A 24,594-nucleotide genomic window follows, 5' to 3' on the forward strand; every position below is an offset into this window, starting at 1 on the left:
GCCGATTCGTGCGCGAGCGCCAAGCACCAAGGCGATCACCATTTCACCTCTGTCCCCGGCCCGATGCCCAGTTCCGCCGCGCGGCCGCCCGGCAGCTCCAGCACAGCGCTGGTCATCCCGTTGGCAGTGACGGGGGTCAAAGAATAGGGTTCGGTATTGGCCGATATATTCATCACCCGGTGATCGACGCCAATAAACACGATATCGAGGGGAAGCGGCGTGTTCTTCATCCAGAAACTGGCCACATCCGGTGGATTGCGGGGGAAGATCATTCCTTCGTCCGGCCCCAGATGCTTGCGGAACATCAGCCCTTTGGCCTGCTCTGCATTGCTGCTGGCCACTTCGGCATGAATCACATGCGGCCCACTGGCGGTTTGCAGAGTGACGGGGATGACCGACAGGCCCGATTCGGGATGAACTGCATGCGTCGGCGCGGCGGGCTTCGCCTCGGTCGCCCCTTGCGGCGAACAGGCCGCCAGCAGCGCCACCGCCGCAGCCAATGCCATGCAAGGCCGGAAACGGGACTGGCGGGATGAACGGATCGCATGCTGAATCACAGGAAATCGTCCTCTTCGGCTTCGTCGACTTCGGCAGCCCATTGTTCGGCCGCCGCCACCGAATGCGCCTCTACGACCGATCGCGCAACATCGAATCGGTGCCCGGCGCGAACGATTGCGGCGATCTGTTTCTCACGAATTGCCGGATCGGGCACAGCGCGGCTCCACGGCCCGAACCGCCTGCGCGCCGCCAGCTTCACCGCAGCTCGCCGTATCGCTGCCTCATCCGGGCTCAAACCGGCGTGGAGCTGAGCGGATATCCCCGCTGCGTCGAGATCCTGCGCGACCCGGCGCGGACCGTATCCGCGTTGCAGCAAACCGTCGCGCCGCGCCTGCGCCCAGGCGGCGTCGTCGACATATCCCTTGTCTGCAAATCGCTCTACAATTGCATTCAGGTTCGGCTCACCGGCCCCCTCCCAACCCCGTTCGCGCACTTTGCGGGCAAGATAGTCGCGCAGTTTGCCGGTACTGGTGGAAAACCGCGCCACGTAAGAGAGCGCAATTTCTTCAAGGCGTTGCGCGTCAAGCGGGGCCGGTTTGCGGCGGGATCGGGGACTATTGTTGACCATTCTTGCCATAATGGTGCCATACTGTGTAACGAATGGGAAACTTTGAAACACCTGTGCATCGGGGCAATCGTGCTCCGAAGGAACTATAACCATCAACGGATGCGCCCGAACGGGCGCGCTGCAAGCGGGTTTCGCCTCCACACATGAACGACACCACTCTTACCCCTACTCCGAACGATTGCGCTCTTCCGCGCCGCCGGTCGGATTTCGCCACTTTTGCCGAAGCGATCGATTACGCTGCGCGGAGCGAGAAGGGTCTTAACTTCCACGATATGCGCGGCGATCTCGTGCGCCCCTATCCCTATCGCGAATTGCGCGACGATGCGCTGGCGGCGGCCCGCCGTCTGATCGCGTCAGGTATCGGCAAGGGCGATCGCGTCGCGCTGATCGCGGAAACCGGCCCCGAATTCGCTGCGCTGTTCTGCGGCTGCGTCTATGCCGGGGCGTGGCCAGTGCCGCTGCCTCTGCCGACGACATTCGGCGGGAAAGAAAGCTATATCGATCAACTCGCGGTCCAGCTGGAAAGCAGCGATCCGACGATCCTGATCTATCCCGGCGAAATCGCCGAGATGGCGCAGGCCGCTGCCGAACGGCAAGGTTGTGAGGGATCGAGCTGGCAGGACTATGCCCTGCGCGATGCGCCCGATGTCGATCTGCCTACGCCCGACCCGGACGATATCTGCTATTTGCAATATTCCAGCGGCTCGACGCGTTTCCCCACGGGCGTTGCGGTGACGCACCGCGCGCTGCTGCATAACCTGTATGGCCACGCGACCGGCGTGAACCTGGGTGAAAACGACCGGGTGGTGAGCTGGCTGCCGTGGTATCACGATATGGGGCTGGTCGGCTGTTTCCTGTCGCCCATCGCCAATCAGGTAAGCTGCGATTACTTGCGGACCGAACATTTCGCGCGCCGGCCGCTGGCATGGCTCGATCTGATCAGCCGTAACGCGGGCAATACACTGTCGTATTCGCCCACCTTCGGCTACGACATCTGCGCCCGGCGTATTTCCAGCCAGAGCAATGTGGGCGAACGGTTCGACCTGTCGCGCTGGCGCACTGCGGGCAACGGGGCGGATATGATCCGGCCCGATGTGATGCAGAACTTCGTCAACGCCTTCGCCGGTGCCGGGTTCAGGGCCAGTGCCTTCACCCCCAGCTATGGTCTGGCGGAAGCGACGCTGGCGGTCACCGTGATGCCTCCGGGCGAAGGCATCCGCGTCGAACTGGTCGAAGAAGAGCGCCTTTCGGGTGCCGACCGCGATCTCAGCCGCCCGGCCCGCTATCGCGCGATCGTCAACTGCGGCAAGGCCTTGCCCGACATGGATATCGAAATCCGTGGCGAAGGCGACACGATCAGGGGCGATCACCAGATCGGCAAAGTGTGGTGCCGTGGCCCCAGCGTAATGCACTCGTACTTCCGCAATCAGGAAGCGACCGACGAATGCCTCGTCGATGGCTGGCTCGATACCGGCGACATGGGCTATATGGCCGATGGCTATCTGTTCATCGTCGGTCGGGCGAAGGACATGATTATCATCAACGGCAAGAACCACTGGCCGCAGGATATCGAATGGGCGGTGGAACAACTGCCCGGCTTCAACCACGGCGATATCGCGGCATTCGCAGTCGAAACCGAAAACGGTGAAGAAGCGCCTGCCGTGCTGGTCCATTGCCGAGTGTCCGACCCGGAAGAGCGGATCAAGCTGCACGAACAGATCCGCGACAAGGTGCGCGCGATCACCGGCATGAACTGTGTGGTCGAACTCGTACCGCCGCGCACTCTGCCGCGTACCAGCAGCGGCAAGCTGAGCCGGGCCAAGGCCAAGCGGCTGTATCTGTCGGGCGAAATCGAACCGATCAAACTGCTAGAAGCAGCCTGAGGAGCATCGCTGCGGATTGAGCGCGGGAGGGGCGCGGCAGCGTTTGCGCGCCTGCCCTTCCCAGCGCATCCGCACCGGTGAAGCGCTTATTCCTTCGGCGGTGCCAGCAGTTTCTGGCCGCCCTTTTCCACTGCGCCCCGGATCATCGGTTCCAGAAACGACAGCATCATCGGCAATTCCACCTCGAACACCAGCTGGCCGGGTTCGAGATCGACATTGCCCGACACCTGCTGCCCCATCGCACCAATCGTCATGTTCATCCGATTATCGCTGGGCCAGGCTGTCTCCACTGTCGCACCACCGGGCACATAGTCCGCGATTTCATGGCTTTTCGCCTTCATCCGCTGGCGGACGGTGTCGTTATCGAGATTATGCGGGATAGCCACACGCATCAGGTTCGCTCGCTTTCCGGGCTGTCGGGATCGCCGTATTTGTAATCGAGATAGCGGGTCCGCACGGCCAGATCGTCCAGCGCCCCATCGGCAAGCTGGCGGGTAACGTGATCGATTTCTTCGCTGATCTTGCCAAGGCTGCGGGTAATCTGTTCGTCAGGCGTCGCCCCGGCACGCTTCTCGGTACGGAGATGGGCGGGAATCTTGCGATAGCTGTCGACCATTTCGGGCAGGGTTTCGCCCACCAGAGTGCGGACTTCGCGCGCCGCCGGGTGGTTCTGATCCACGCCGTCAAGCTGCAGGCCCAGCGCATCGAGCTGGACCCCGATCTTGCCGACCATATCGGCGGCGGGGGCAGGCAACGCCGGGCGCTGCGCCTCCAGCCATAACTCGGTCCGGCCCACGAGTTGCTTCGCATCGCCGCGATTGAGTTCGGCGCGCTGGGGCACTTTCACTTTCGGGAAATTGCCGAATACCCATGCCGCCACGACAACCGCCAGCGCGATGGCCATCACCCCGGTGAAGCCGATGCCGTTGAGGACAATCCCGGCGACCGAGGCCGCGACCATGATCGCAAACACCGCACCCACGAAATAGGTGATGCGCTTCACGATATTATCGCGCTTGAGCCGCGCCGATCCACGCCCGATAGAGCGCGCCGGGCGGTGCGTGCCGCCGTCGCGCTGTACCGTCAGCGAACGGCGCGCATCGCCCAGAATGCGGTCGCTTTCGCGGGTGCTGTCGCCTGCCATCAGCTCTCCACCGACAGCAGTTTCGATTCACCGACTTTCGCCTGCGCCTTGGCCTGTCCTTCGGCGCGGGCAATATAACCTTTCGACCTTTCGACTTCGCTGGAGAGCGTGTCGACTGTCTGTTTCATGCTGTCGAGCGCGCGCAGCTTAAAGGTATCGACCTCGTCCATCGTGTCGTAGATATTCTGGAACGCGCGCTGCAGCGTTTCCAGCGGGATCGTGCTCGATGCCGCCTGTTCGTGAATCTTGCCGGTCTGTTCGCGCAGCATCGTGCTGGTCGAATCGATGATCCCCGCCGTAGTTTCGTTGAGCGCGGTGATCTGCCCCAGCACGAGCCGCTGATTGGTCATCGCTTCGGCCACGGTAACCGCAGTGCGGAGCGCGCCGACTGTCGTGGTGCTGGCCCGGTCCACGCCCTTCACCAGTTCGACGTTGTTCTTCTTCACCAGATCGAGCGCGAGATAGCCCTGCACCGACACCGCCATCTGCGTCAGCAGATCCTGCGTCCGCTGGCGGACATAGAACAGTGCGGTTTCGCGGATCGCCTTGGCCTTCGCCGGATCGGTCGCGTCGAGTTCGGCGGCCTTGTCTTCCAGCTTTTCATCCAGCGTTTTGGAAATGTGGACCATCTGTTCCAGATTGCCCATCGCTTCCCACAACTTGGTGCGCTCCACGTCGATCGCGGCGTTATCCATCAACAGCTCGTCCTTGCCGCTGGCGAGGTTGGTCAGGATCGACTGAATATGGGTCTGCGCGCTCTGGTAGCTGCGGAAGTAGTTGTTGAGCTTGTTGCCGAAGGGAATGATGCCGAGGATCTTGCGCCCTTTCGACAGCTTGCCCTTGCGGCCCGGATCGAGGTCTTCGACCACGCGCCGCAATTCGGCCAGATTGGCGCCAACGCCTTCATCCTGATCCATTGCCCGCACCGGGCGGTCGAGGAAGCGGTTGGACTGCTGCGCCGCAGCCATGATTTCCTTGCGGCCCATATTGGTGATCTGATCGACCTTCTGGCCGAATTCAGGCGAATTGGCATCCTGCGCCACCAGATCGGCCACGAACAAATCGGCTTTCTCTTCCAGCTTCGATTTCTTCTCGTCGCTCACCGGGACAAGGCCCGCAGCCCGCTCGGCGCTTACCTGCGGCACCGGATCGGGCGGTGTCAGTTCCAGATCGGTGGCACTGGCGGTCTTGGTTTCAGTCGCGGTCATCTGTCGGCTGGCTCCATCGGCGGAATGGGTACAATACTTTAGACTGTATTAGTGCGATAAGACACGGGTTTCAAGCAAATCCCGCCTTCCCGCATTGCCCCGCCCCTGTAGCACAGCGAGGCTTCCCAAGCCCTCTCCTTGCGGATAAGCCCCGCGCGATGAGCGAGACAAACGCCCCTCCGCCCCCACCTGCGGGCACGACTGCGGCCTCCATCCCGCACGAAGGTCACTTCGCCGCTGTCGTCCATAGCTGGCAGCAGTGGTGGCGCACTTCGGTTACCTCCACCGTCGATCAGGCGGCGGTGATCGAGAAGCGGCGCGAAGATTGCGATACTTCCGCCCGCTATCTGTTCCTGACTGCCATGAGCGGCGGGATCGCGATTCTCGGGCTACTTCTTTCCAGTCCGGCGGTGGTGATCGGGGCGATGCTGCTGTCGCCGCTGATGGGGCCGATCATGGGCCTCGGCTTCGCACTGGCGATTGGCGATTACCGATGGCTGCGCCAATCAGCGAAATCGTTGATTTACGGGAGTGTTTTGGCAGTATTCCTCTGCGCGCTGATCGTGTTTCTCTCTCCGATCCAGACAGTGACGAGCGAGATCGCCAGCCGCACACAACCCAATCTGTTCGATCTGCTGGTTGCCCTGTTTTCCGCGCTGGCCGGCGCTTACGCAATGATCCGCGGGCGGGAAGGCACTATCGTGGGCGTGGCCATCGCCACGGCATTGATGCCGCCGCTGGCCGTGGTCGGTTTCGGACTGGCGACCCTGAACTGGACAGTGTTTCAGGGCGCGCTGCTGCTGTTCATCACCAACCTCATCACGATCGCGCTCACCGCGATGGTAATGGCGCGCATCTATGGCTTCCGCACCGAGTTGAGCCAGCGGCAGACCCACTTGCAGAACCTGATCGTGATCCTGGTGTTTATCGCACTCGCGATCCCGCTGGGATATTCGCTGATCCAGATTGGCAAACAGGCGAACGGCGAACGACTGGTACGTGGCGAATTGCAGGATTTGTTCGATAACAATTCGCGGTTGAGCCAGGTCGATATCGACTGGCGAACAGAGCCGGTTTCCATCGACGCCACTGTGCTCACCCCCAAGCTGGAGGCGGACGCCGAAAGCAAAGGCAAACGCGCGCTCACACGCATATTGGGGCAGGACGTCGATCTCAAACTGACGCAGTACAAGGTCGGCACCGGCGCTCAGGCGGCGGAGGCCGCTCAGCTCGCCGCTGCCGAAGCGAAAAAGAGACAGGCAGAACTGGTCAAAGTGGATGAACTGACGCGCGAGCTGGCGCTGGTGGCAGGGGTTTCATCGAAAGACGTGATCGTCGACCGGGAAAACAACCGCGCGCTGGTGCGAGCCAAAGCCCTGCCCGGCGCGACTCTGGCGACATATCACACGCTGGAAACGCGCATCGCCGCCGGTGTGCCCACCTGGCAGGTGCAGATCCTGCCACCGCCGGGCGGCGCATTGCCCGCTATCGCATTCGTGACCGATGGCGATAACAAAGGCCAGCCGACCGAGGCCGGGCGCCGCGCACTGGCTCAGGTAGCATGGGCCGCACAACGTAGCGGCATGATCGTGGCGCTGCGCGGCGGAACAGAGGGAGAGCGGGAAACCGCCGCTGCGATTCTGGCCGATTCCAACGTCACCCCTAAGCTCGAACCCGGCGGCCCGCAGATGACCGTGCACTGGGTAACGAACGCTAGCGAGCCGTAGGCTCAGGACCCATTACTGGCGCCGTTGAGGTTTGAAGCAAAATGGCTCAGCGCAAGGAGAAAGGGCGCAGGAATATGTCAATATTTCAAGACCTTTCGACGCAGCGATGGGCCATTTTGGTCAAATCCCCACGGGACGCCTCAATGGTGCCAGTAATGGGTCCTGAGCCGTAAGACCAAGCCCGAAACTGGTCATCGACAAGCCGCCATATTCGTAGCCGCGCAACAGGATCGCCGGCGTTTCGCCCGCTGCCTGCGCCAGTCCCGCCAGATACAGCAGCGGCAGGTAGTGATCGGGCGTGGGCACCGCCAACGCATAGTCGGGATGCCGCGCCAGCGACAGGATATCGCCCGCCGGATCGCTCATTGCGCTGACGACGGCATCGTCGAACCGTTCGGCCCAGTCGTATCCCTGCCCCGGCATCTTCCAGTCGACCCGGCGCAGGTTGTGTACCACGTTGCCGCTACCCAAAATCAGAACGCCGCGTTCGCGCAATGGGGACAGTGCCGCACCCAGCGCCAGATGATATTCCTGCGGACGGTCGGAATTGAGCGATAGCTGGACGACCGGCACATCCGCATCGGGGAACATATGCGCCAATACGCTCCACGTGCCGTGATCCAGCCCCCACTGATCGCTATCGGCCATCACTTGCTGAGGCCTGATCGCTTCGACAATCTCTTCGAACAGATCGGGCAAGCCGGGTGCCGGATACTGATAATCGAACAGCGCCTGCGGAAACCCGTAAAAATCATGAATGGTGCGCGGATGCGCCATCGTAGTGACAGCAGTCGCGCCGATATACCAGTGCGCCGAAATCGACAGGATCGCCCGCGGGCGCGGTACGCTCTCGCCCAGCGACCGCCACCCTTGGGTATAGCGGTTCGATTCGAGAGTGTTCATCGGGCTGCCGTGGCCGATGAACAATGCTGGCATCGCCTGATCTGTCATAAACAGGCAGATAAGCACCGCGCACGCGATGTCATCCGGCGGCGCGGAACCGGGCGATGAAAAATCCGTCCATTCCCCCTGCGTCGGGCAGCATCGATGGATCGGTACGCACCCATCCTTCCGCCGTGGGCTGCAACCCGGCAGGCAGTTCGTCCGCTGTAACTGGTGCGGGCGGTAGCGCACATTGAGCAGCCTGCTGCTCACCTTCCTCCGGTTCGAGCGAACAGGTCGCGTAAACCAGCGTGCCACCCGGTGTCAGCCACTGCGCCGCCCGCGCGAGAATTGCCGCCTGCAATTCGGCCATCTCTGCGATCTGCGCCGCGTGGATACGGTGCAGCACATCGGGATGGCGGCGGGCAGTGCCGGTGGCGGTACACGGCGCGTCGAGCAGGATCGCATCGTATGTGCAACCCGGCTCCCATGTCAGCGCATCGGCAGCGACCACTTCTGCACTCAAGCCGGTGCGGTCAAGATTGTCGACCAGTCGGTCGAGCCGCTTGGCGCTCTTGTCGATCGCTGTCACTTGCCATCCGGCGGCGGCGAGTTGCAATGTCTTGCCACCCGGCGCAGCGCACAAGTCCAGCACGCGGCGCCCTTCGCCCGCACCCAGCAAGCGTGCGGGAAGCGATGCAGCAATGTCCTGCACCCACCACGCGCCCGCCTCGAACCCGGCCAGCCGCTCCACCGCGCTGCCCCGCGCGAGCCGGACATGGCCGGGCGCAAGGCTGGTGCCGCCCAGTTCCGCAGCCCAATGTTCGGTCTGGCTCCAGTCCTTGATCGCCAGATCGAGCGGAGGCAGTGCAGCCAGCGCAGTGGCGATTGGCCCGGCCCGCTCGCTCCACCGCGCAGCAACCTCTGGCGGCAGAGTGGGGGCATCGGGCAATGTCACGCCCTGCTTCACCAGTGCGGAAAACACCCCATGAGCCAGACGGCGCGGCCCGCCGGTGAGCAGTTCCAACCCGGTGGCGATCACCGCATGCGGCGGCGTATCGAGCCGCAGCCATTGCGCCAGCATCATCCGCAGCACCATGCGCGGCTTGGCATCGTCGGGCAGAATCTGCTGTGTCGCACCGTCGATCATGGCATCGAGATCGCGCAGCCAGCGCAAGCTCTCCCCGGCAATCGCACGGGCCAGCGCCCGGTCGCTCGGCGTCAGCCCTTTCGCAGCGGAGCGTTCCGCGAGATCGAGTGTTTCACCCCGGCGCATCACTGCATCGAGCATACGGAGCGCGGCAGTGCGCGCGGGCAATCCCTGAACTTTGGCCATTGCCAGCCCCCTATCCGCGATTGCATCGGCTGGCCAGCGGGTCCATTCTATGGACATGACTGAAAAGACCACGCCCCCTCGCAAGAAGTTCGAGAAACCCGCCCACTGGACCAACGAGCCCCTGCCGAGGCCGCAAGAGGGCAAAGTGGACGAGGAACTCAGCCCCACCCGTTATGGCGACTGGGTGAAAGACGGGATCGCGATCGATTTCTGATGGCGCACCAGTTCTCTGCCGATGAACGCGCTGCGCTGCTGGCGATCAAGGGTGTTGGGCCGACTGTGATTCAACGGCTGGAGGAAATCGGCGTGGCCAGCTTCGACGATCTGGCGGAAACCTCGGTCGAAACGGTCTGCAACCGCGTGGCCGCCGCGTTGGGTGCATCGTGCTGGAAAAACAGCCCTCAGGCGAAGGGCGCGATTGCCGCCGCAATAGATTATGCGCGAACGCGGACGGGCGCGGTGAGCCAGTAACCGGGATCCCGCTTCTGGCGCCCCACTGCGTTCGCGATGACGAGGGCAGGAGGAAGGCGGCGGCGGCGGCGGTAGCCGGGCCACTCCACCCACCACCCCGTCACCCCGGCCCCCGAGCCGGGGTCCAGCTCCCCTAGGCACAGCGCGGAAGAACAGCGGGGCCCCGGATCAAGTCCGGGGCGACGGCGCGCAGGGGGGAAAGGGCTTATACAGGGATGGCGGGTTTGTGCGTTACGCTGACCGTGGCGCCCACATCACAGCGGCTTGAATTCCACCTTCAGCCCGTCTCTCGGCTTCGGGATCGGCCATGCCTGCCACTCGGGCGAATAGCCCGGTTCGATCTCGATGCGATATTGCTGCAGCAACTGCGCCATCAGGATCTTCACCTGCATATAGGCGAAATGCAGGCCCAGGCACATATGCGCGCCCCCGCCGAACGGCACCCAGGCATATTTATGGCGCGCCTTCTCTGCCTCACGCGTGAAGCGCATCGGATCGAACCGCTCGGGATTGTCCCAGTGTTCTTCCGAATGGTGCACCAGATGGGTGTTGATCCCGATCCCCGCCCCGGCGGGAATGGTATATCCGCCGAATTCGAACGAACGCAGCGCCCGGCGCGGCGTGCTGGGCACCGGGGGCACGATCCGCAGCGCTTCCTTGAACGCCATTTCGGTCAATTCCATCTTGCCCAGATCGCTATATTCCAACGGGCGCGGCCTGCCCTGCGCGTCCGGCCCACCGGTCACGGCAATCGCTTCCTGACGCAATTTTTCCTGCCATTCGGGATGCATGGCCAACTGCCACACCAACGTCGTCGCGCTGGAGGTGATGGTGTCGTGCGCGGCCATCATCAGGAAGTTCATGTGATCGACCACTTCGTCCACCGGCAGCAGGCTGCCGTCTTCGCGCGTGGCAGTGGCGAACTGGCTGAACATATCCTGCCCCCCGCCTTCGGCACGACGGCGGTGGGTTTCGGCGGTGAAAAATTCCACCAGATATTTGCGGCCATCGACCCCGCGCTTCATCATCGTGAACGGCAACGGAGTGCGGATCGGAGCGACCGACGCCTGCACCATATCGACGAACGCGGCATTGATCTTGTCGGCTTCCGGCCCCCACGGGATGCCGATGAAGCTGTCTGCCGCAAGGTCGAGCGTCAGCGACTTGATCGCCGGATAGAATTCGCGCCGCCCTGCCCAGTTCTTCGTTTCCTGCGCGATCCCGCGGTTGAGCGCCCCGGCGTAGTGGCGCATCGGTTCGGGCTTGAACGCAATCGACAGCGCCCGCCGATCCGCCCGGTGGTGGTCGAAATCCATCAGCATCAGCCCGCGCGGGAACAACTGGTCGAGCAATGGGCCCCAGCCCTGTTCGGACGAAAACAGCTTGTCCCGGTCGAACAGCACCAGTTCGTTGGCATCGGCACCAACCAGCATCACGCCCCAGCCACCGAAGGCACGATTTTTGTAAACCGGGCCATATTTGGCGACCATATCGCGCGCAAAGCCGTGCGGATCGGCCAACATGCGGAATGTGTTGCCGACCACTGGCCAGCCGGATTCGCCAGGAATATGCGCGACATCGGCTTCGCTCAGCCGCCCTTCGCTCCAATGCCTGGGCGGTGTGTCGTGATGCGTTTCCGCCGGTGCGGCGGGAGCGAGCGTTGCCATCGAATCCTCCGTAGTTATTTACTTGAATGTAAGTAACTAGGAGCGGTTAATCCAGCCTGATAGTTCACGCCGCATCAGCGCCTCCAGCATGGCCATTCCCGCGTCGCCTGCATTGAGGCAGGCAAGCGGGGCAAACCGTTCGCCCCCTGCGGCCAGAAACTGTTCCCGCCCGCGAATCGCCAGCTCTTCCAATGTTTCGAGACAATCCGCGGAAAAGCCCGGCGCGGCGATAGCAATCCGCTTCGTCCCCTTCCGCGCCTCTTCCTCCAGCACCAGATCGGTAGCGGGTTCAAGCCATTTGGCCTTGCCGAAGCGGCTTTGGAACGTGGTCGCGAAACGCATGCCCGGACGGTTCATGGCCGCCTCCAGCAGACGCGCTGTCTTCTGACAGTGACAGTGGTACGGATCGCCCAGTTCCAGTGTCCGCGCAGGCATCCCGTGGAAACTGAGCAGCAGGAGATCGGGCGCAAAGCCCAGCGCATCGAGCTGCGCCCCCAGATCGGTGGCCAGTGCATCGATATACAGCGGATCGTCGTGGTAAGCAGGCAGCGTTCGCATCGCCGGTTGCCAACGCATTGTCCGCAGGCTGTCCGCAGCTTTGTCCACAACCGTCGCGGTCGTCGCACCACAATATTGCGGGTAAAGCGGGGCCAGCAGAATCCGGTCGCAGCCGGCTTGCTTCAGCCTCGCGAGTTCATCCCCGATAGCGGGCTGACCATAGCGCATCGCCCAGCCGACCTGCACCCCGTCACCCAGCCGCATCTGCAGCCGTTCCGCCTGTTCGGCGGTGATGGCGGCGAGAGGCGAACCTTTCTCGGTCCAGACCTGCCGGTAAGCATGGGCGCTTTTTTTAGGGCGGGTCGTCAACACGATCCCGCGCAGGATCGGCTGCCATACCAATGGCGGAATCTCGACCACGCGCGGATCGGAGAGGAATTCGGCCAGATAGCGTTTCACCGACCGCGCATCGGGCGCATCGGGCGTGCCGAGATTGACCAGCAGAACACCCACCCGACCGGATTTTACCGGAGGATGGTCGGGCGGAAGGGTTTGAGATCGTTCGCTCATATGCCCTCAGAGATGAGCGGCAGGCGCCGCATACGCAAGTCCGTTGCCGATTGCAGAGCGTTGGCAATCGCCGGCGCAGCAACCGCGACACCGATTTCGCCCGGATCGGCCGGTAGCCCGTTGCCTGCGATAAATTCCACAGTCACTTCAGGGGCATCGCCCAGTCTCGGCAAAGCCAGCCCCGCCAGACGCCCGCTGGTGGGAGCTCCTTTGCTGTATGAAAACGCAGAGCCGGTCGCCAGGCTCATTCCGAACAGCAACCCGCCCTCGATCTGCTGGCGGGCAATGTCGAGATTGACGATCCGCCCGAGATCGACTGCCGCCGCCAGCTTACTGACTTTGACGCCGCCATCGCCCGCATGGGCCGTGGCGACACAGGCGATCCGGGCGACGGCTTCTTCCGGCGCTTCGGGATCGGCACTGCCGCCCGTGCCCCCGTCCCCACCGATACGCCAGCAGGCGATGCCTTGCCCGCTCTTGTCCGCGCCGCCATCCCATTGAGCCAGCCGCGCAGCGCGTTGCAGGCATTCGGCCAGCCGGGGATCTTCGCCCAGCAGTTCCATCCGATACGACAAAGGCTCTCGCCCCACGCGCTTAGCCAGTTCATCGACAAAGCACTCGACCGCGAAAGCGAGATAGGCATGGGCGTTCCCCCGCATCCGCCCGCTAGGCAGGCCGACATTCACCGGCACATGATCGATCGCGATATCGGGAATGGCATAGGGCACCAGCGCACCTTCGAACGCCAGCGGATCGGCGGCGCTGTCAGTCACCCGCAAGGCCGCTTCCGCGGTTTTGTTGTCGAACAGCCGTTTGCCGAATTCGCGGACAGTGGCAGGCATCGCCACCCTCAGCCGCAAACCGGTAGCAGTGCCGTTTTCCTTCGCAGTCCACCCACTGGCAAGGCAAGCCAGCGGCGCCCGCGGGCGACCGGCAACCGCCTCCTGCGCGCGCGACCAGATCAGTTGTACAGGGCGGCCCGCTGCCTGCGCCAGCACAGCGGCCTCTATCGCATGATCGTGTTCCAGCCGCCGGTCGAAGCTGCCGCCTGCTCCCATCGGGTAAATCACGACATCGCGGTCTGACAGACCCACCGCGCGGGCCGCAGCGCGCCGCGCATGTTCAGGCGCCTGACTGGCGACCCACAGTTCCAGCCGCCCATCGGCCATCCGCGCAGTGGCACTGGCGGTTTCCAGCGTTGCATGAGTCGCCGGGGCAATGTCGTATCGATAGGTGACCGACGGATCGCCCAGCGCCGCATCGCCGCCACCGCGTGTGGCGATACGCACGGCATCGCCTTTCAGCAGAGCGTTATCCAGCTTCTGTTCGATGGAGTCGCTATCGGGCGCGGCGGAGAGTTTGAAGCGCGGCTTCAGCGCTTTCAACGCCTGTTCCGCCGCCCACCATGTCTCACCCAGCGCGGCAATCCAGCGTGGGTTCTTCACCACTTGCACCAGCCCGCGCACTTTGCGCGCAGCGGCCAGATCGAACCCGGTCAGTTCCTCTGTCCCTACCGGCCCGTGATGGATCGCGGCATAGATCATATTGGGCAAGCGCACGTCGCCTGCGAACAGATAGCTGCCATCGACTTTCGCCGGCAGATCGAGCCGCAGGTATGGCACCGTCTCGTCTTCGGCCAGCAGCCCCGGCCCTTCGCCATAGGGCTGCGGATTGATCGGTGGCGGATCGGGCGGCGAGAAGCGTGACGCGGCCCCTGCCAGTGCCGCGAACGATAGCTGTTTGCCATCGTGGAACACGAACCCGCTGTGCGCGTCGCATTCCTCCCATGCCACGCCCCAACGTTGGGCGGCGGCCATTACCAGCATCGCCCGCGCTGCGGCGGCCGCTTCGCGGGCCGGCCCTTCGAATGCCGCCAGCGACAGCCCCTCGGCCGTGGCGTTGAACGGTTCTTCCTGAGCATAGCGCAACGCCAGCAGCGCATCGGGCCCGTCGGCAAGGCCCGGCAACATCGGCATCCATAACGGCGCCCACTTGGCCGCCAGCGGAACATTGGCATAGGCGCCCGACACCGGCGCAGGCTCCACTGCAATCTGTCGCCAGTCGGCCCCCAGCTCGGCCGCGACCAGTTGCGGCAGCAGAGTCGTGATCCCCTGCCCCATTTCCAACTGCGGCACAGCTACGGTCACTACTCCGTCGTGGGCGATTTTCAGCCAGGCGCCGAACGCCCATTCACCGCGGCCGGGGCTAAGCGGGGTGTCGAATTCGCGTGGCCACAGGCTCCACGCGACAACCAGCCCGCCGCCGACCGCGGCACCTGCCAGCAATCCGCGCCGCGACAGCCGCACCGATCAGCTGCCCCTGCTATCCAGCCACGCGCCCAGACGGCTGGCAATCGCAGTAAATGCGTCAGCCTGCGGCCCGTTGCCAGCAGCGGGCGGCTCCCCCGCGTCGCTCGCCTGCCGGATCGCGAGATCGAGCGGGATACGGCCCAGAAACGGCAGGCCTTCCGCCTCCGCTTCGCTTTCCACTGCACCGCGCCCGAACGGATCGCTGACCTCGCCGCAATGGGGGCAGGCATAACCGGCCATATTCTCGACCATGCCGATCACCGGCACGTGCGCCTGCGCGAACAGTTCGGCAGCACGACGCGCGTCGATCAGCGCCAGATCCTGCGGCGTGGATACGATCACCGCTCCGGCAGGCTTATGCTTCTGGATCATCGTGATCTGCACATCGCCCGTGCCCGGCGGCAAATCGAGCAACAAAATATCGACGCCCGACCAGTCGGCTTCCATCATCTGTACCAGTGCACCGCCCGCCATCGGGCCGCGCCATGCCACGGCCTTGCCCGGATCGACCAGGTGGCCGACCGACAACACTTTGACACCATAGGGGCTGTCGAGCGGGATCAGTTGTTTATCCCGCGCCTTGGGACGCTGCCCTTGTGTATGGAGCAAAGTCGGCTGGCTGGGGCCATAGATATCGGCATCGACCACGCCCACCCGGCGCCCGGCCCGTGCCAGCGCGACTGCCAGATTGGTGGTCAGTGTCGATTTGCCGACCCCGCCCTTGCCCGATCCCACTGCCACGATCACCGGCCCGCCCGGTTCGGCGGCAGGCGCACGGTCGGCCATTAGCGCAACGCGCACATCGGCCACCCCTTCGACAGCCGAAAGCGCGGATTTTGTATCGCTTTCCAGCGCGGAGCGTTCGCGCGGATCCATCCCAGCTGCGTCGAGAACGACTGTAACGGTGCTGTCGCGGGATTTCAGCGAACGCACACGGGCGGCAATTGAGGCCGGTAAGCTGGCTCTGAGCAGGTTTTCATCCATTATGCGGCCCGCACTAGCAGCAAAATCGCTGCCGCAACCCCTGTTTTTCCTGCGATCCCCACCTATAAGAGGTTCCATGAAGATCACTGATGGGTTGGGACGCATGTTTGGCCGGGGTTCCGGCGGCATGGCGATGGCTGGAAAAAATCCCTGGGGCGGCTCCGGTAACGGTGGCGGCTCTAATGGGGATGGCGATGGTTCGGGGGGTGGCACGGATGGCGGCGATGGTTCTGCCCCCGATGGCGACAAATCGCGCGGGCCGCGCAATCCGTGGCTGCCCGGCGGCGGCGAACCGCGCCGCTCGGCATCGATCGAAGACATCTTTCGCCAGCGCGGCCCCGAAGGCCCGCGGCGCGGCGGGCCCGGTGGCCCCGGTTTCCGTATGCCTGGTGCAGGTGGCGGGCGTAACTGGTTCCCTGTCGCAGTACTGGGCATCGCGGCGGTCTGGCTGGGCTTTTCGATGTTCCATCAGGTCGGGCCCAAGGAACAGGGCATTGTTACCACTTTCGGCAAATACAGCCGCACTTTGCAGCCGGGCCTCAACATCACTGCCCCCTGGCCGATTCAGGAAGTCGATGTCGAAGAAGTCAGCGAATTCCGTATCGATCAAATTCCAGAGGGGACCGGGCAGAAACTGATGCTGACCGGCGATCAGAACCTCGTCGACCTCAGCTATATCGTCCGCTGGAATATCAAGGATCTGAAACAGTTCCGTTTCCAGCTCGACGATCCGTCGCAAACCGTGCGCGAAACGGCAGAGGCCGCGATGCGCGCTTCGGTGGCGGAGCGCAGGCTCAACGCGGTGCTGTCTGGCGAAGGGCGCGCGGATATCGAACTGGCGGTGAAAAACCGGATGCAGGCGATCCTCGATGCCTATAACTCCGGCGTTTCGATCCAGGGTGTCGAAATCCGCAAGACCGACCCGCCCAAGGAAGTGGAAGATGCGTTCAAGAACGTGTCCGCCGCCCAGCAGGAAGCGGAAAGCTATATCAATCAGGCAGAGGCTGCCGCGCAGCAGGTGCTGGCCCGCGCGCAGGGCGATGCCGTGGCATTCAACAAAGTCTATGCCCAGTACAAACTGGCCCCCGAAGTGACCCGGCGGCGTATGTATTACGAAACGATGGAGCGTGTCCTGCGCGATACCGACAAGACCGTGGTCGAAGCGCCCGGCGTGACGACATATCTGCCGCTGCCTGAAATGCGCCGCGGTGCGAAACAGTCCGCCAGCAACAGCACTGCGCCGAGCGCCAAACCGGCGGAGGGCCAGTGATGGAAAACTTCTGGGCAAATTATAAGTCGCTGCTGATCGCAGTAGCTGTCGGCGCGATCGTGATTCTGTCGTGCTTCACCATTGTGCCGGAAAACGAAGAGGCAGTGGTGGTCCGCGCAGGCCGCCCCGATCGGGTGATCAACCGCTTCGCCCCCAATGAACCCTATGGCAGCACCGGGGCAGGCATTGTCGCACGCATTCCGTTTTATGAACGACTGGTGCGGATCGATCGCCGCATTCTGAACGTGAACATGGAACCGCAGACGGTGCTCTCCACCGACCAGTTGCGGCTCAATGTCGATGCCTATGCCCGCTATCGGATCATCGATCCGGTTAAGATGGTGCAGTCGGCAGGCACTCTGGACACGGTTGACACACAGCTTTCAGCCATTCTCAGCTCGGTCGTGCGGCAGGAACTGGGGCGGCGCAGCTTCGCCTCGCTGCTGACCGCCGAACGCGGTACGACAATGGCCAATATCCGCAAAAAGCTCGATACGCAGGCGCGCAAATATGGCGCTCAGGTGCTCGACGTGCGGATCAAGCGTGCTGACCTGCCCGAAGGTACGCCGCTGCAATCGGCGTTCAACCGGATGCGGACCGCGCGCGATCAGGAAGCGAAGACGATTCTGGCACAAGGGCAGAAAAACGCCCAGATCATCCGTGCTGAAGCGGATGCTCAAGCTTCCAAAATCTATGCCGATGCATTCAACAGAGACCCCAAGTTCTACGATTTCTATCGCGCCATGCAGAGTTATGACACGACATTCTCCGAGGGGTCGAAGGGGTCGAGTTCGATCATCCTTTCGCCGGATAACGAATATCTCAAACAATTCCGCGGGAAGCAGTAACGATTACAGGTGTGTTCAAACGCCGTTAAGCCCCGCGGGCGTGTGTAGCCGGGCGGGGACGAACCGGGACCTTTCGTCATTCAGGCGCGAAGGCCCGCGACAGATGAAGAAGAGGAAGCAAAGGACGTGAAGCGCGTGCGATACTCTTATGGAATTACTTCCGCGCTGCTGGTGGGCGGCGCAGCCATTTCGCTGATTACCGGGCACCCCGCCGGCGCGCAGGTGGCGCAGAACGACGACAGCCAGATTGCCAAGGTCGTGCCCCGTGCCGGCGCACCCGAAGGGTTCGCCGATCTGACGGCGCAACTGCAGCCGGCGGTGGTCAACATCTCAACCCGGCAACGGATCAAGGTGCAGAGCCAGAACCCGTTTGCAGGCACCCCGTTCGAAGGGATGTTCGGCAATCGCGGCGGCCAGACGCAAACACGCGAGGCGCAGTCGCTCGGTTCGGGCTTCATCATTTCCGCCGATGGCTATGTGGTGACGAACAATCACGTCATCAGCCCCGAAGGGAATGGCGAGATCGAAGAGATCACCGTTACCACCCCCGATGGCACCGATTACCCGGCCAAGATCGTGGGCAAGGATGACGCATCCGACCTCGCCGTGCTGAAGATCAGCAGTTCCAAGCCGTTTCCGTTCGTAAAATTCGGCGATTCGTCCAAGGCGCGCCCCGGCGATTGGGTGATCGCCATCGGCAATCCGTTCGGACTGGGCGGCACGGTCACCTCTGGCATCGTATCGGCGGTCTATCGTGCGACCGGTTCGGGATCGCCCTACGACCGCTATATTCAGACCGATGCCAGCATCAACCGCGGCAACTCGGGCGGCCCGCTGTTCGACATGCAGGGCAACGTCATCGGCATCAATAACGCGATCCTTTCGCCATCGGGCGGCAGCGTGGGCATCGGCCTGGCGATCCCGGCGGAAACCGCCGCGCCGATCGTCAAGAAGCTGATGGATGGCAAGGAAATCGAACGCGGATACCTCGGCGTGCAGATTCAGCCGGTCGCAGGCGATCTGGCGGATTCGCTGGGTCTGCCGCAAAACCGCGGCGAATTCGTGCAGGCGGTTGAGCCGGGTCAGCCCGCTGCCAAGGCCGGGATTCAACCGGGCGACGTCGTGACCAAAGTCGATGGCAAGGATGTGACCAACGATCAGACGCTGTCGTTCCTTGTCGCCAATGTGAAGCCGGGCACGACGATCCCGGTCGAGCTGTACCGTCAGGGCAAGCGTCGCGCTGTCAATGTGACTGTGGGCAAACGCCCCAGCAACGCCGAGCTGGCTCAGTCGCAGATGTTCAACGGCAACGACGGCGACGACGATTCGCAATCGGGTTCCGACAGCAGCAGCACCAGCGAAGCGATTGCCGACAACCTCGGCCTCCAGGTCACGCCAATGACTGCGCGGATCGCCGCCCAGCTGGGCGTGTCCCCCGATACCAAGGGCGTTGTCGTGTTGGGCATCAACCCCAGTTCCGACGCTGCACAGAAGGGGATGAGCCGTGGCGACATTATCATGTCGGCCAATTATCGCGCCATCGAATCGGTCGCAGATCTGGAAGCGGTGGTGAAGAAAGCGCGCAGCGATAACCGCGATTCGGTACTGCTTCAGGTGAAGAAGCGCGGCCGCTCGCCGCAATTCGCCGCGATCCGCCTGCTTCGCAAAGACTAGCCTGTCGGGCACCGCGCCGGATAGCGCAACCCGGCACAAAGGCCCCGCCGTGATCCGATCACGGCGGGGCTTCTTATTGGGGCATGGTTCAGCGGGGGTGTTGGCCAGTCACAATGGCGGTCGCTGTGCGTGCCACCCGCGTATCGCGAAAGCCTGAAAGAACGGCACCGGCTCCGCGAAACCGGCATCCCGCCACAGTCCCTCGGTAATGGCGGGCGATACGACCCCCAATGGATCGCGGAACATCGCGATCAGTGCTTCCACCGGCTTCTCTTCCTGCCCCATCAACGATTGTATCCGCGCCCAATCCTCCACAGTCGTATGAAGCGAGGTATCTTCCAGATCGACACTGATTTCCGCGCTGACAAACAGGCCGCGCGGTTTCAGCCGTCGATGGATCCCGCTGTAGAACGCAGCGCGCTGGTCCAGCTTGATGAAGTGAGCCACGAACAGGCTGACCACAGCGTCGAAATGTGTATCGGCAATATCTTCGACTGTCCCGCGAACAAGCTGGCAACGGCCCAGCAGACCTGCCTCGTCCAGCCGACGGCGGCATACCTCCAGCATTTCGGCAGAGGGATCGACACCCACAAATCGCCAGCCCGGGTTGTCGGTCGCGAGTGCGAATATATCCGCCCCCGTTCCGACACCCACGCACAGAACCGATGCATTGCGTGGCACAGGGGCCAATACAAGATTCGTCAGAAAGTGCAGACAACCGCTGATAGGTTGCAGCGCGCTGTTACGCTGATCGTACGAATCCGCCATTTCCTGATTGAAGAAATTCGGAGTTGCAGGTGTGTTCGCCTGAGTCATTGATACAATGTATCATTGGCTCAGGCTATGTCATCCGATTTCGGCATATAGCGTTCTGCGATGCACCTATCCGGTCACGCATCCCACTCCGCCCAACTGGCAAGGCTCAGGACCCATCAATTCTGGGGCGTGGGCTGGATCGTCACCGAACGCGGGCCGCTCTGGCGTGGCTCTGTGCGCTGCGTGGTGCCGCCGCCGCGACCGGTCGCGCGATTGAGGAAATCGTCGCTCGCCGCCTGCGGGTTGTCGCCAGGCCGGCCATTCGATGGCGGCGCAGGGGTCGGCTGCTGTTGCGGTTGCTGGCCATTGCCGGGGGCACTGCCTTGTTCGCTATCGGGCGGGAACGGCATTTGCCCTGCCTGATCGGGCTTGTTCGGCTCCACCAGATTGCCCTGCTCGTCGATATAGTAATAATCGCCCGGATCGCCGTACATATGCTCTTCATCCGGCTCCATCTGCCATTCGGGCAGTTTGAGGTCGGTCTTGAACTGTTCGACCGGACGATCTTTCACTGCCACTTTCATATAAGCGGAAAACGCCCGCGCCGGGGCAGAGCCGCCGTGAAGGCCCGATACGGGCTTTGCATCGTCCCGCCCCATCCACACACCTGTGGTGATGCCGCTGGAAAAGCCGAGGAACCAGCCGTCTTTGTTGGAGCTGGTCGTGCCGGTCTTGCCAGCAACCGGGCGGCCGATCTGCGCCGCACGGCCCGTGCCGGTGGCAACAGTGGTCTGCAGAAGGTCGGTCATCCCGGCGGCGACATAGTCGGGCACCAGTTGCGCCTTACGGGTGTCTTCGTGCTGATAGAGCACCTGCCCGCCGGTCGTCGTCACTTTCACGATGCCGTAGGGTTCAACGGTGAACCCACCCGCTGAAATCTCTGCAAAGGCGCGGGTCATTTCGATCACACGCACTTCGGAACTGCCCAGCACCATCGATGGGTACGTCGAAATCGGGGTCGTGATGCCAAACCGCTTGGCCATCGACGCGACAGTACCGAACCCGACTTCGTTGCCGAGCTGCGCCGCGACGGTGTTCTTCGAGTAAGCGAACGCGCTACGTACATCCATTTCACCGGCGAAACTGCCGCCCGAATTGCGCGGCGACCAGCCATCGATAGTGACCGGCACATCTTTCACCCGATCATCGGGCGTATATCCGGCCTCCAGCGCAGCGAGATAGACGAACAGCTTCCACGCAGAGCCCGGTTGCCGCATCGCCTCGGTCGCACGGTTGTAATTGCTGGTCACGTAATCGGTGCCACCCACCATCGCCAGGATCGCGCCATCGCGGTCGAGCGACACCAGCGCGCCTTGCGCCCCTTTGGGCACATTGGCCTTGATCGCATTCGACGCGGCGTTTTGCATACCGGGATCGAGCGTCGTCCACACTTCGATCGGCTCTGTCGTATCGGGCAGCAGCACTTCGAGCTGCGGCAGCGCCCAGTCGGTGAAATAGCGCACCGAATTCTGGTTGGTATCTTTCTTCAGCTTCACCGCGCTGGGATCGACCGCCGCTTCGCTGGCGCTGATCCGTCCCTGTTCGCGCATCAGCGACAGCACGACATTGGCCCGGCGCACTGCCGCATCGACATCGGCAGTGGGGGAATAACGACTGGGTGCCTTCACCAGACCGGCGATAATCGCGGATTCGCTCACCGAAAGGTGCGTCGCCGGGTGGCTGAAGAACTTACGACTGGCGGAATCGATGCCATAGGCACCGCCGCCGAAGTAAACCTTGTTGAGATAGAGCGCGAGGATTTCCTGTTTGGAAAACTTCAGTTCCAGCGCCATCGCCAGCACGCCTTCGCGCAATTTGCGATCGAGCGATCGGTTGGAATTGAGGAACAGGTTGCGGGCAAGCTGCTGCGTAATGGTGGAAGTCGCCCCCAACCGCCGGTCACCTGTCATCCAGACATAGACCGCGCGCGCCAGCCCGATGGGATCGACCCCGAAATGCGAATAAAACCGGCGGTCTTCCACCGATACCATCGCGTCTTTCATCGGCTGCGGTATCTGATCGGGATCGAGCCACTGGCCATAACTGGGGCCGAGTTCGATCAGTTCCGACCCGTCGCGTGCGCGCACTACTATAGTCTGGCCCGGCTGGGTCGCCTGCAAAGTGGCATAGCTGGGCAGCGACCGTTCCGCGAACACCACCGCCACGCCCAGAAACAACAGCGCCAGCACCGCCAGCCCGGTTCCCCAGACCAGCGTGCGTTTCAACCACAGACGCCACCCCGCCAGCGGTGGTTTCTGTTTGCCATTGCGTTGCTGTCTGGCCGCCGTCGCTCGCCGGCTACCCCGTTTCGCCATTTGGTTACTCACGATCCATGTTCAGGAAACCGCTGCATAGGGGACTTATAACCCGGGGTGAACGGACAAGTTCTGCCAACTCTGCCAACAGCGTTCAGGCGTCGACCTTGGCATAATGCGATGGCGGCTGGATTACTTCCATCCGCTCGCTCAGCAAAGGGCGGAAGCTGGGTCGGCTTTTGAATACGGCATACCAGCCGCGCGCCGAATCATGCCCGCTCCAGTCGATCCCGCCAAGGTAATCGATCACCGAAATCTGCGCAGCCGCAGCCAGATCGGCCAGGCTCATCGTCGCCCCCGCCAGCCAGGGCCGGGTATCGACCAGCCAGTCGATATAGTCGAGGTGCCCGTGCGCCGCCTTCATCGCTTCGCGCAGAATGCGCGAATCCGGCGACTGACGATGAACGATACGCTTGAGCATCCGTTCGTAGAGCAGCGGGCCGGTGACTTCCGCGAAGAGGTTTTCATCGAACAGCGCGACCAGACGGCGGATCTCCGCACGACCGGTGGCCGTGCCATTGATCATCGGCGCGCGATCGACCGTTTCCTCGAAATATTCGCAGATCGCCCTGCTATCGGCGATAACGATGCTCTTTTCGGGATGTTCGATCACCGGCGTGCGCCCGGCGGCGTTGAGTTTCCAGAACTCGTCGCTCGCATCCCAGGGATTTTCACGCCACAATTCGTAGCCCACGCCTTTCTCGCTCAGCAGCAGGCGCACCTTGCGGCTGAACGGGCAGAGCGGGAACTGATAGAGACGCCACATATGCATCTGCTCATGCACCAGCCGCGCGCCAGCGTCCACCGGGCGCACGTGGGTTGGCGCGGAATTTTGTGGGTGAACTCAATGGGTCGTGCGGTTCTGCGGTTGGTGGGTCGCAGCCGCCAAAGCGCCTTGCATCCGCTCCGCCATCCCGCGCAGAGCGGGCATCATCGCTTCCAGCCCACCGGCCATCCCCGCCATCGTATCCATCATGCGCGGCAGGTTTTTCGCCGCCGCGCCGGGCACGGCAGAGGCACCGGGGGCATATTTCCGCAAAGTCATATCGGGATCGACTGCCGCCGGATCGCCGCCACCTGCCTCCGCCACCGATCGGGCCAGCGGGGCAATCGGCATGTCGAGCAGCATTTCGCCCAGCACAGCCACCGTTCCGGCGATCTGCTGCTGCGTCTGCGGATCGGACAGCTTGCTTTGCAATTGCGACGTCACCGCCGCGCTATCGCTTGCAGCGGGGCTATCCACTGCATCCTGCGCCATCGCAGACACAGGGGCGAAAATCATAGTCGTAGCGATCGCAACAGGCAGAAACGGGCGCACTGGCAGCTTCCTCAACATCGGACGATTCGTTACGGAGCTATAGCGCGGCCCCGATGATCGAAACCTGAATAATCCGCGCGCCTCTCGCCCGCAGAGGTCGCCAGCAAAGGCTACAGGCCCGAACTGTCGAGCATCAGCAAACAAGCGGGCATTGTCCTGTCCAGCTTATCGCCTTCAGCCAGTTCGCTGGCTTTGCGCTGCACCAGATTGCCCACCGCATCGCGGCTCATCCCGGTTTCGTCCATCAATTGCGCCGACGCCCGGACAAAGAATTCGCGCCCGCGTTCGGCCAGCGGCGGCCAGTCCTTGCCCTTCCCCACCTTTTGCAACCCGGCGCCGAGCGCAAAGGCCGCCGAACAGCGCACAGCGGCATTCTGTTGCAACGAGAGCTTTACCTGCGGCGCGGTGTCCGATGTGTGAGACGGTGCCTGCGCGATGGCCGGCACAGCAAGGAACGATATGGCGGCGGCAAGGATTATCGAGATGCGGATCATGGAGATGGCTCCTAATCCCGCGCGGATGAACCTCATCCGACCGACATGCAATCA

At 62.9% G+C, this 24,594-nt stretch carries 23 protein-coding genes; 7 read left to right on the forward strand and 16 right to left on the reverse strand.

From position 1 onward, the window contains the following. Positions 1 to 35 precede the first annotated feature (35 nt). Both CV013_RS03075 and CV013_RS03080 read right to left on the reverse strand, forming a co-directional pair. The gene (locus tag CV013_RS03075) at positions 36 to 557 is read right to left on the reverse strand and encodes a DUF192 domain-containing protein (RefSeq protein ID WP_321196961.1); all 522 of its coding nucleotides are present in this window, start codon (positions 555 to 557) and stop codon (positions 36 to 38) included. Then, positions 554 to 1,126: a regulatory protein RecX gene (locus CV013_RS03080; RefSeq protein WP_102153804.1), complete on the reverse strand. Its 573-nt coding sequence runs from the start codon at positions 1,124 to 1,126 to the stop codon at positions 554 to 556. The genes CV013_RS03075 and CV013_RS03080 overlap by 4 nt, the downstream gene beginning before the upstream one ends. 143 nt (positions 1,127 to 1,269) lie before the next feature. On the opposite strand from CV013_RS03080, the gene CV013_RS03085 reads away from it, so the two are divergent. After that, positions 1,270 to 3,009: a fatty acyl-AMP ligase gene (locus CV013_RS03085; protein ID WP_102153805.1), complete on the forward strand. Its 1,740-nt coding sequence runs from the start codon at positions 1,270 to 1,272 to the stop codon at positions 3,007 to 3,009. 86 nt (positions 3,010 to 3,095) lie between these two features. On the opposite strand, the gene CV013_RS03090 is transcribed toward CV013_RS03085, so the two are convergent. From CV013_RS03090 to CV013_RS03100, 3 genes are read right to left on the reverse strand one after another with little or no spacing between them, the layout of a single operon-like run. Then, on the reverse strand, positions 3,096 to 3,401 hold the full coding sequence (locus CV013_RS03090) for a polyhydroxyalkanoic acid system family protein (RefSeq protein ID WP_102153806.1): 306 nt from the start codon (positions 3,399 to 3,401) through the stop codon (positions 3,096 to 3,098). Continuing rightward, the gene (locus CV013_RS03095; protein WP_102153807.1) at positions 3,401 to 4,153 is read right to left on the reverse strand and encodes a hypothetical protein; all 753 of its coding nucleotides are present in this window, start codon (positions 4,151 to 4,153) and stop codon (positions 3,401 to 3,403) included. Before CV013_RS03095 ends, CV013_RS03090 begins: the two co-directional genes overlap by 1 nt. Beyond that, positions 4,153 to 5,361 (reverse strand): toxic anion resistance protein, encoded by a 1,209-nt coding sequence (locus tag CV013_RS03100; RefSeq protein WP_102153808.1) that lies wholly within the window; start codon positions 5,359 to 5,361, stop codon positions 4,153 to 4,155. The genes CV013_RS03095 and CV013_RS03100 overlap by 1 nt, the downstream gene beginning before the upstream one ends. 158 nt (positions 5,362 to 5,519) lie before the next feature. On the opposite strand from CV013_RS03100, the gene CV013_RS03105 reads away from it, so the two are divergent. After that, positions 5,520 to 7,088 (forward strand): TIGR00341 family protein, encoded by a 1,569-nt coding sequence (locus CV013_RS03105; protein ID WP_102153809.1) that lies wholly within the window; start codon positions 5,520 to 5,522, stop codon positions 7,086 to 7,088. Positions 7,089 to 7,208: 120 nt separating this feature from the next. Here the strand turns inward: CV013_RS03105 and ygiD are convergent, their stop codons facing one another. Then, entirely contained in the window at positions 7,209 to 8,039 is an 831-nt protein-coding gene (ygiD, locus tag CV013_RS03110; protein WP_223805236.1) for a 4,5-DOPA-extradiol-dioxygenase, read from the reverse strand. A 31-nt stretch (positions 8,040 to 8,070) separates the two neighbouring features. Further along, the gene (locus CV013_RS03115) at positions 8,071 to 9,306 is read right to left on the reverse strand and encodes an RsmB/NOP family class I SAM-dependent RNA methyltransferase (protein WP_223805237.1); all 1,236 of its coding nucleotides are present in this window, start codon (positions 9,304 to 9,306) and stop codon (positions 8,071 to 8,073) included. Between the two features lie 55 nt (positions 9,307 to 9,361). Between CV013_RS03115 and CV013_RS03120 the strand changes: the two genes are divergently transcribed. Together CV013_RS03120 and CV013_RS03125 are read left to right on the forward strand one after the other, a co-directional pair. Beyond that, the gene (locus tag CV013_RS03120; RefSeq protein ID WP_109862132.1) at positions 9,362 to 9,520 is read left to right on the forward strand and encodes a DUF1674 domain-containing protein; all 159 of its coding nucleotides are present in this window, start codon (positions 9,362 to 9,364) and stop codon (positions 9,518 to 9,520) included. Beyond that, a complete protein-coding gene (locus CV013_RS03125; protein WP_102153811.1) occupies positions 9,520 to 9,777 on the forward strand; it encodes a helix-hairpin-helix domain-containing protein in 258 nt (85 codons plus the stop codon). The genes CV013_RS03120 and CV013_RS03125 overlap by 1 nt, the downstream gene beginning before the upstream one ends. A 254-nt stretch (positions 9,778 to 10,031) precedes the next feature. On the opposite strand, the gene CV013_RS03130 is transcribed toward CV013_RS03125, so the two are convergent. The 4 genes from CV013_RS03130 to CV013_RS03145 are packed head-to-tail and all read right to left on the reverse strand — an operon-like array spanning position 10,032 to position 15,805. Then, positions 10,032 to 11,444 (reverse strand): cytochrome P450, encoded by a 1,413-nt coding sequence (locus CV013_RS03130; RefSeq protein WP_102153812.1) that lies wholly within the window; start codon positions 11,442 to 11,444, stop codon positions 10,032 to 10,034. Positions 11,445 to 11,480: 36 nt separating this feature from the next. Next, entirely contained in the window at positions 11,481 to 12,512 is a 1,032-nt protein-coding gene (hemH, locus tag CV013_RS03135; protein WP_102153813.1) for a ferrochelatase, read from the reverse strand. Beyond that, complete coding sequence (locus tag CV013_RS03140; RefSeq protein ID WP_102153814.1) at positions 12,509 to 14,818, reverse strand: molybdopterin cofactor-binding domain-containing protein; 2,310 nt, start codon at positions 14,816 to 14,818, stop codon at positions 12,509 to 12,511. The genes hemH and CV013_RS03140 overlap by 4 nt, the downstream gene beginning before the upstream one ends. A 3-nt stretch (positions 14,819 to 14,821) precedes the next feature. Then, positions 14,822 to 15,805 carry an Mrp/NBP35 family ATP-binding protein gene (locus CV013_RS03145; protein WP_102153815.1) on the reverse strand — a complete coding sequence of 328 codons (984 nt, stop codon included), beginning with the start codon at positions 15,803 to 15,805 and terminating at the stop codon, positions 14,822 to 14,824. 76 nt (positions 15,806 to 15,881) lie between these two features. On the opposite strand from CV013_RS03145, the gene hflK reads away from it, so the two are divergent. The 3 genes from hflK (at position 15,882) to CV013_RS03160 (ending at position 19,597) form a co-directional block, all read left to right on the forward strand. Further along, a complete protein-coding gene (gene hflK / locus CV013_RS03150; RefSeq protein ID WP_223805148.1) occupies positions 15,882 to 17,075 on the forward strand; it encodes an FtsH protease activity modulator HflK in 1,194 nt (397 codons plus the stop codon). Continuing rightward, on the forward strand, positions 17,075 to 17,923 hold the full coding sequence (gene hflC / locus CV013_RS03155; RefSeq protein WP_102153816.1) for a protease modulator HflC: 849 nt from the start codon (positions 17,075 to 17,077) through the stop codon (positions 17,921 to 17,923). The genes hflK and hflC overlap by 1 nt, the downstream gene beginning before the upstream one ends. Positions 17,924 to 18,058: 135 nt before the next feature. Continuing rightward, positions 18,059 to 19,597 carry a Do family serine endopeptidase gene (locus CV013_RS03160; RefSeq protein ID WP_190276502.1) on the forward strand — a complete coding sequence of 513 codons (1,539 nt, stop codon included), beginning with the start codon at positions 18,059 to 18,061 and terminating at the stop codon, positions 19,595 to 19,597. A gap of 108 nt (positions 19,598 to 19,705) precedes the next feature. On the opposite strand, the gene CV013_RS03165 is transcribed toward CV013_RS03160, so the two are convergent. The 5 genes from CV013_RS03165 to CV013_RS03185 form a co-directional block, all read right to left on the reverse strand. Then, positions 19,706 to 20,413 carry a class I SAM-dependent methyltransferase gene (locus tag CV013_RS03165; protein ID WP_102153817.1) on the reverse strand — a complete coding sequence of 236 codons (708 nt, stop codon included), beginning with the start codon at positions 20,411 to 20,413 and terminating at the stop codon, positions 19,706 to 19,708. A 116-nt stretch (positions 20,414 to 20,529) separates the two neighbouring features. Beyond that, positions 20,530 to 22,728 carry a transglycosylase domain-containing protein gene (locus tag CV013_RS03170; RefSeq protein WP_102153818.1) on the reverse strand — a complete coding sequence of 733 codons (2,199 nt, stop codon included), beginning with the start codon at positions 22,726 to 22,728 and terminating at the stop codon, positions 20,530 to 20,532. A gap of 94 nt (positions 22,729 to 22,822) precedes the next feature. Next, positions 22,823 to 23,494 carry a glutathione S-transferase family protein gene (locus tag CV013_RS03175; protein ID WP_102153907.1) on the reverse strand — a complete coding sequence of 224 codons (672 nt, stop codon included), beginning with the start codon at positions 23,492 to 23,494 and terminating at the stop codon, positions 22,823 to 22,825. Positions 23,495 to 23,572: 78 nt separating this feature from the next. Next, positions 23,573 to 24,010: a hypothetical protein gene (locus CV013_RS03180; protein WP_102153819.1), complete on the reverse strand. Its 438-nt coding sequence runs from the start codon at positions 24,008 to 24,010 to the stop codon at positions 23,573 to 23,575. A 146-nt stretch (positions 24,011 to 24,156) separates the two neighbouring features. Continuing rightward, positions 24,157 to 24,540 (reverse strand): hypothetical protein, encoded by a 384-nt coding sequence (locus CV013_RS03185; protein ID WP_223805149.1) that lies wholly within the window; start codon positions 24,538 to 24,540, stop codon positions 24,157 to 24,159. Positions 24,541 to 24,594: the final 54 nt, after the last annotated feature.

The organism is Tsuneonella flava (genome assembly GCF_002870965.1).
GTDB lineage: Bacteria > Pseudomonadota > Alphaproteobacteria > Sphingomonadales > Sphingomonadaceae > Tsuneonella > Tsuneonella flava.

What these genes read in the sequence shown, in the direction of transcription:
- CV013_RS03080 (WP_102153804.1), bottom strand. Translation starts at nt 1,126, where the DNA reads ATGGTCAACAATAGTCCCCGATCCCGCCGCAAACCGGCCCCGCTTGAC.
- CV013_RS03085 (WP_102153805.1), top strand. Translation starts at nt 1,270, where the DNA reads ATGAACGACACCACTCTTACCCCTACTCCGAACGATTGCGCTCTTCCG.
- CV013_RS03090 (WP_102153806.1), bottom strand. Translation starts at nt 3,401, where the DNA reads ATGCGTGTGGCTATCCCGCATAATCTCGATAACGACACCGTCCGCCAG.
- CV013_RS03095 (WP_102153807.1), bottom strand. Translation starts at nt 4,153, where the DNA reads ATGGCAGGCGACAGCACCCGCGAAAGCGACCGCATTCTGGGCGATGCG.
- CV013_RS03100 (WP_102153808.1), bottom strand. Translation starts at nt 5,361, where the DNA reads ATGACCGCGACTGAAACCAAGACCGCCAGTGCCACCGATCTGGAACTG.
- CV013_RS03105 (WP_102153809.1), top strand. Translation starts at nt 5,520, where the DNA reads ATGAGCGAGACAAACGCCCCTCCGCCCCCACCTGCGGGCACGACTGCG.
- ygiD (WP_223805236.1), bottom strand. Translation starts at nt 8,039, where the DNA reads ATGACAGATCAGGCGATGCCAGCATTGTTCATCGGCCACGGCAGCCCG.
- CV013_RS03115 (WP_223805237.1), bottom strand. Translation starts at nt 9,306, where the DNA reads ATGGCCAAAGTTCAGGGATTGCCCGCGCGCACTGCCGCGCTCCGTATG.
- CV013_RS03120 (WP_109862132.1), top strand. Translation starts at nt 9,362, where the DNA reads ATGACTGAAAAGACCACGCCCCCTCGCAAGAAGTTCGAGAAACCCGCC.
- CV013_RS03125 (WP_102153811.1), top strand. Translation starts at nt 9,520, where the DNA reads ATGGCGCACCAGTTCTCTGCCGATGAACGCGCTGCGCTGCTGGCGATC.
- CV013_RS03130 (WP_102153812.1), bottom strand. Translation starts at nt 11,444, where the DNA reads ATGGCAACGCTCGCTCCCGCCGCACCGGCGGAAACGCATCACGACACA.
- hemH (WP_102153813.1), bottom strand. Translation starts at nt 12,512, where the DNA reads ATGAGCGAACGATCTCAAACCCTTCCGCCCGACCATCCTCCGGTAAAA.
- CV013_RS03145 (WP_102153815.1), bottom strand. Translation starts at nt 15,805, where the DNA reads ATGGATGAAAACCTGCTCAGAGCCAGCTTACCGGCCTCAATTGCCGCC.
- hflK (WP_223805148.1), top strand. Translation starts at nt 15,882, where the DNA reads ATGAAGATCACTGATGGGTTGGGACGCATGTTTGGCCGGGGTTCCGGC.
- hflC (WP_102153816.1), top strand. Translation starts at nt 17,075, where the DNA reads ATGGAAAACTTCTGGGCAAATTATAAGTCGCTGCTGATCGCAGTAGCT.
- CV013_RS03165 (WP_102153817.1), bottom strand. Translation starts at nt 20,413, where the DNA reads ATGACTCAGGCGAACACACCTGCAACTCCGAATTTCTTCAATCAGGAA.
- CV013_RS03170 (WP_102153818.1), bottom strand. Translation starts at nt 22,728, where the DNA reads ATGGCGAAACGGGGTAGCCGGCGAGCGACGGCGGCCAGACAGCAACGC.
- CV013_RS03175 (WP_102153907.1), bottom strand. Translation starts at nt 23,494, where the DNA reads ATGTGGCGTCTCTATCAGTTCCCGCTCTGCCCGTTCAGCCGCAAGGTG.
- CV013_RS03180 (WP_102153819.1), bottom strand. Translation starts at nt 24,010, where the DNA reads ATGATTTTCGCCCCTGTGTCTGCGATGGCGCAGGATGCAGTGGATAGC.
- CV013_RS03185 (WP_223805149.1), bottom strand. Translation starts at nt 24,540, where the DNA reads ATGATCCGCATCTCGATAATCCTTGCCGCCGCCATATCGTTCCTTGCT.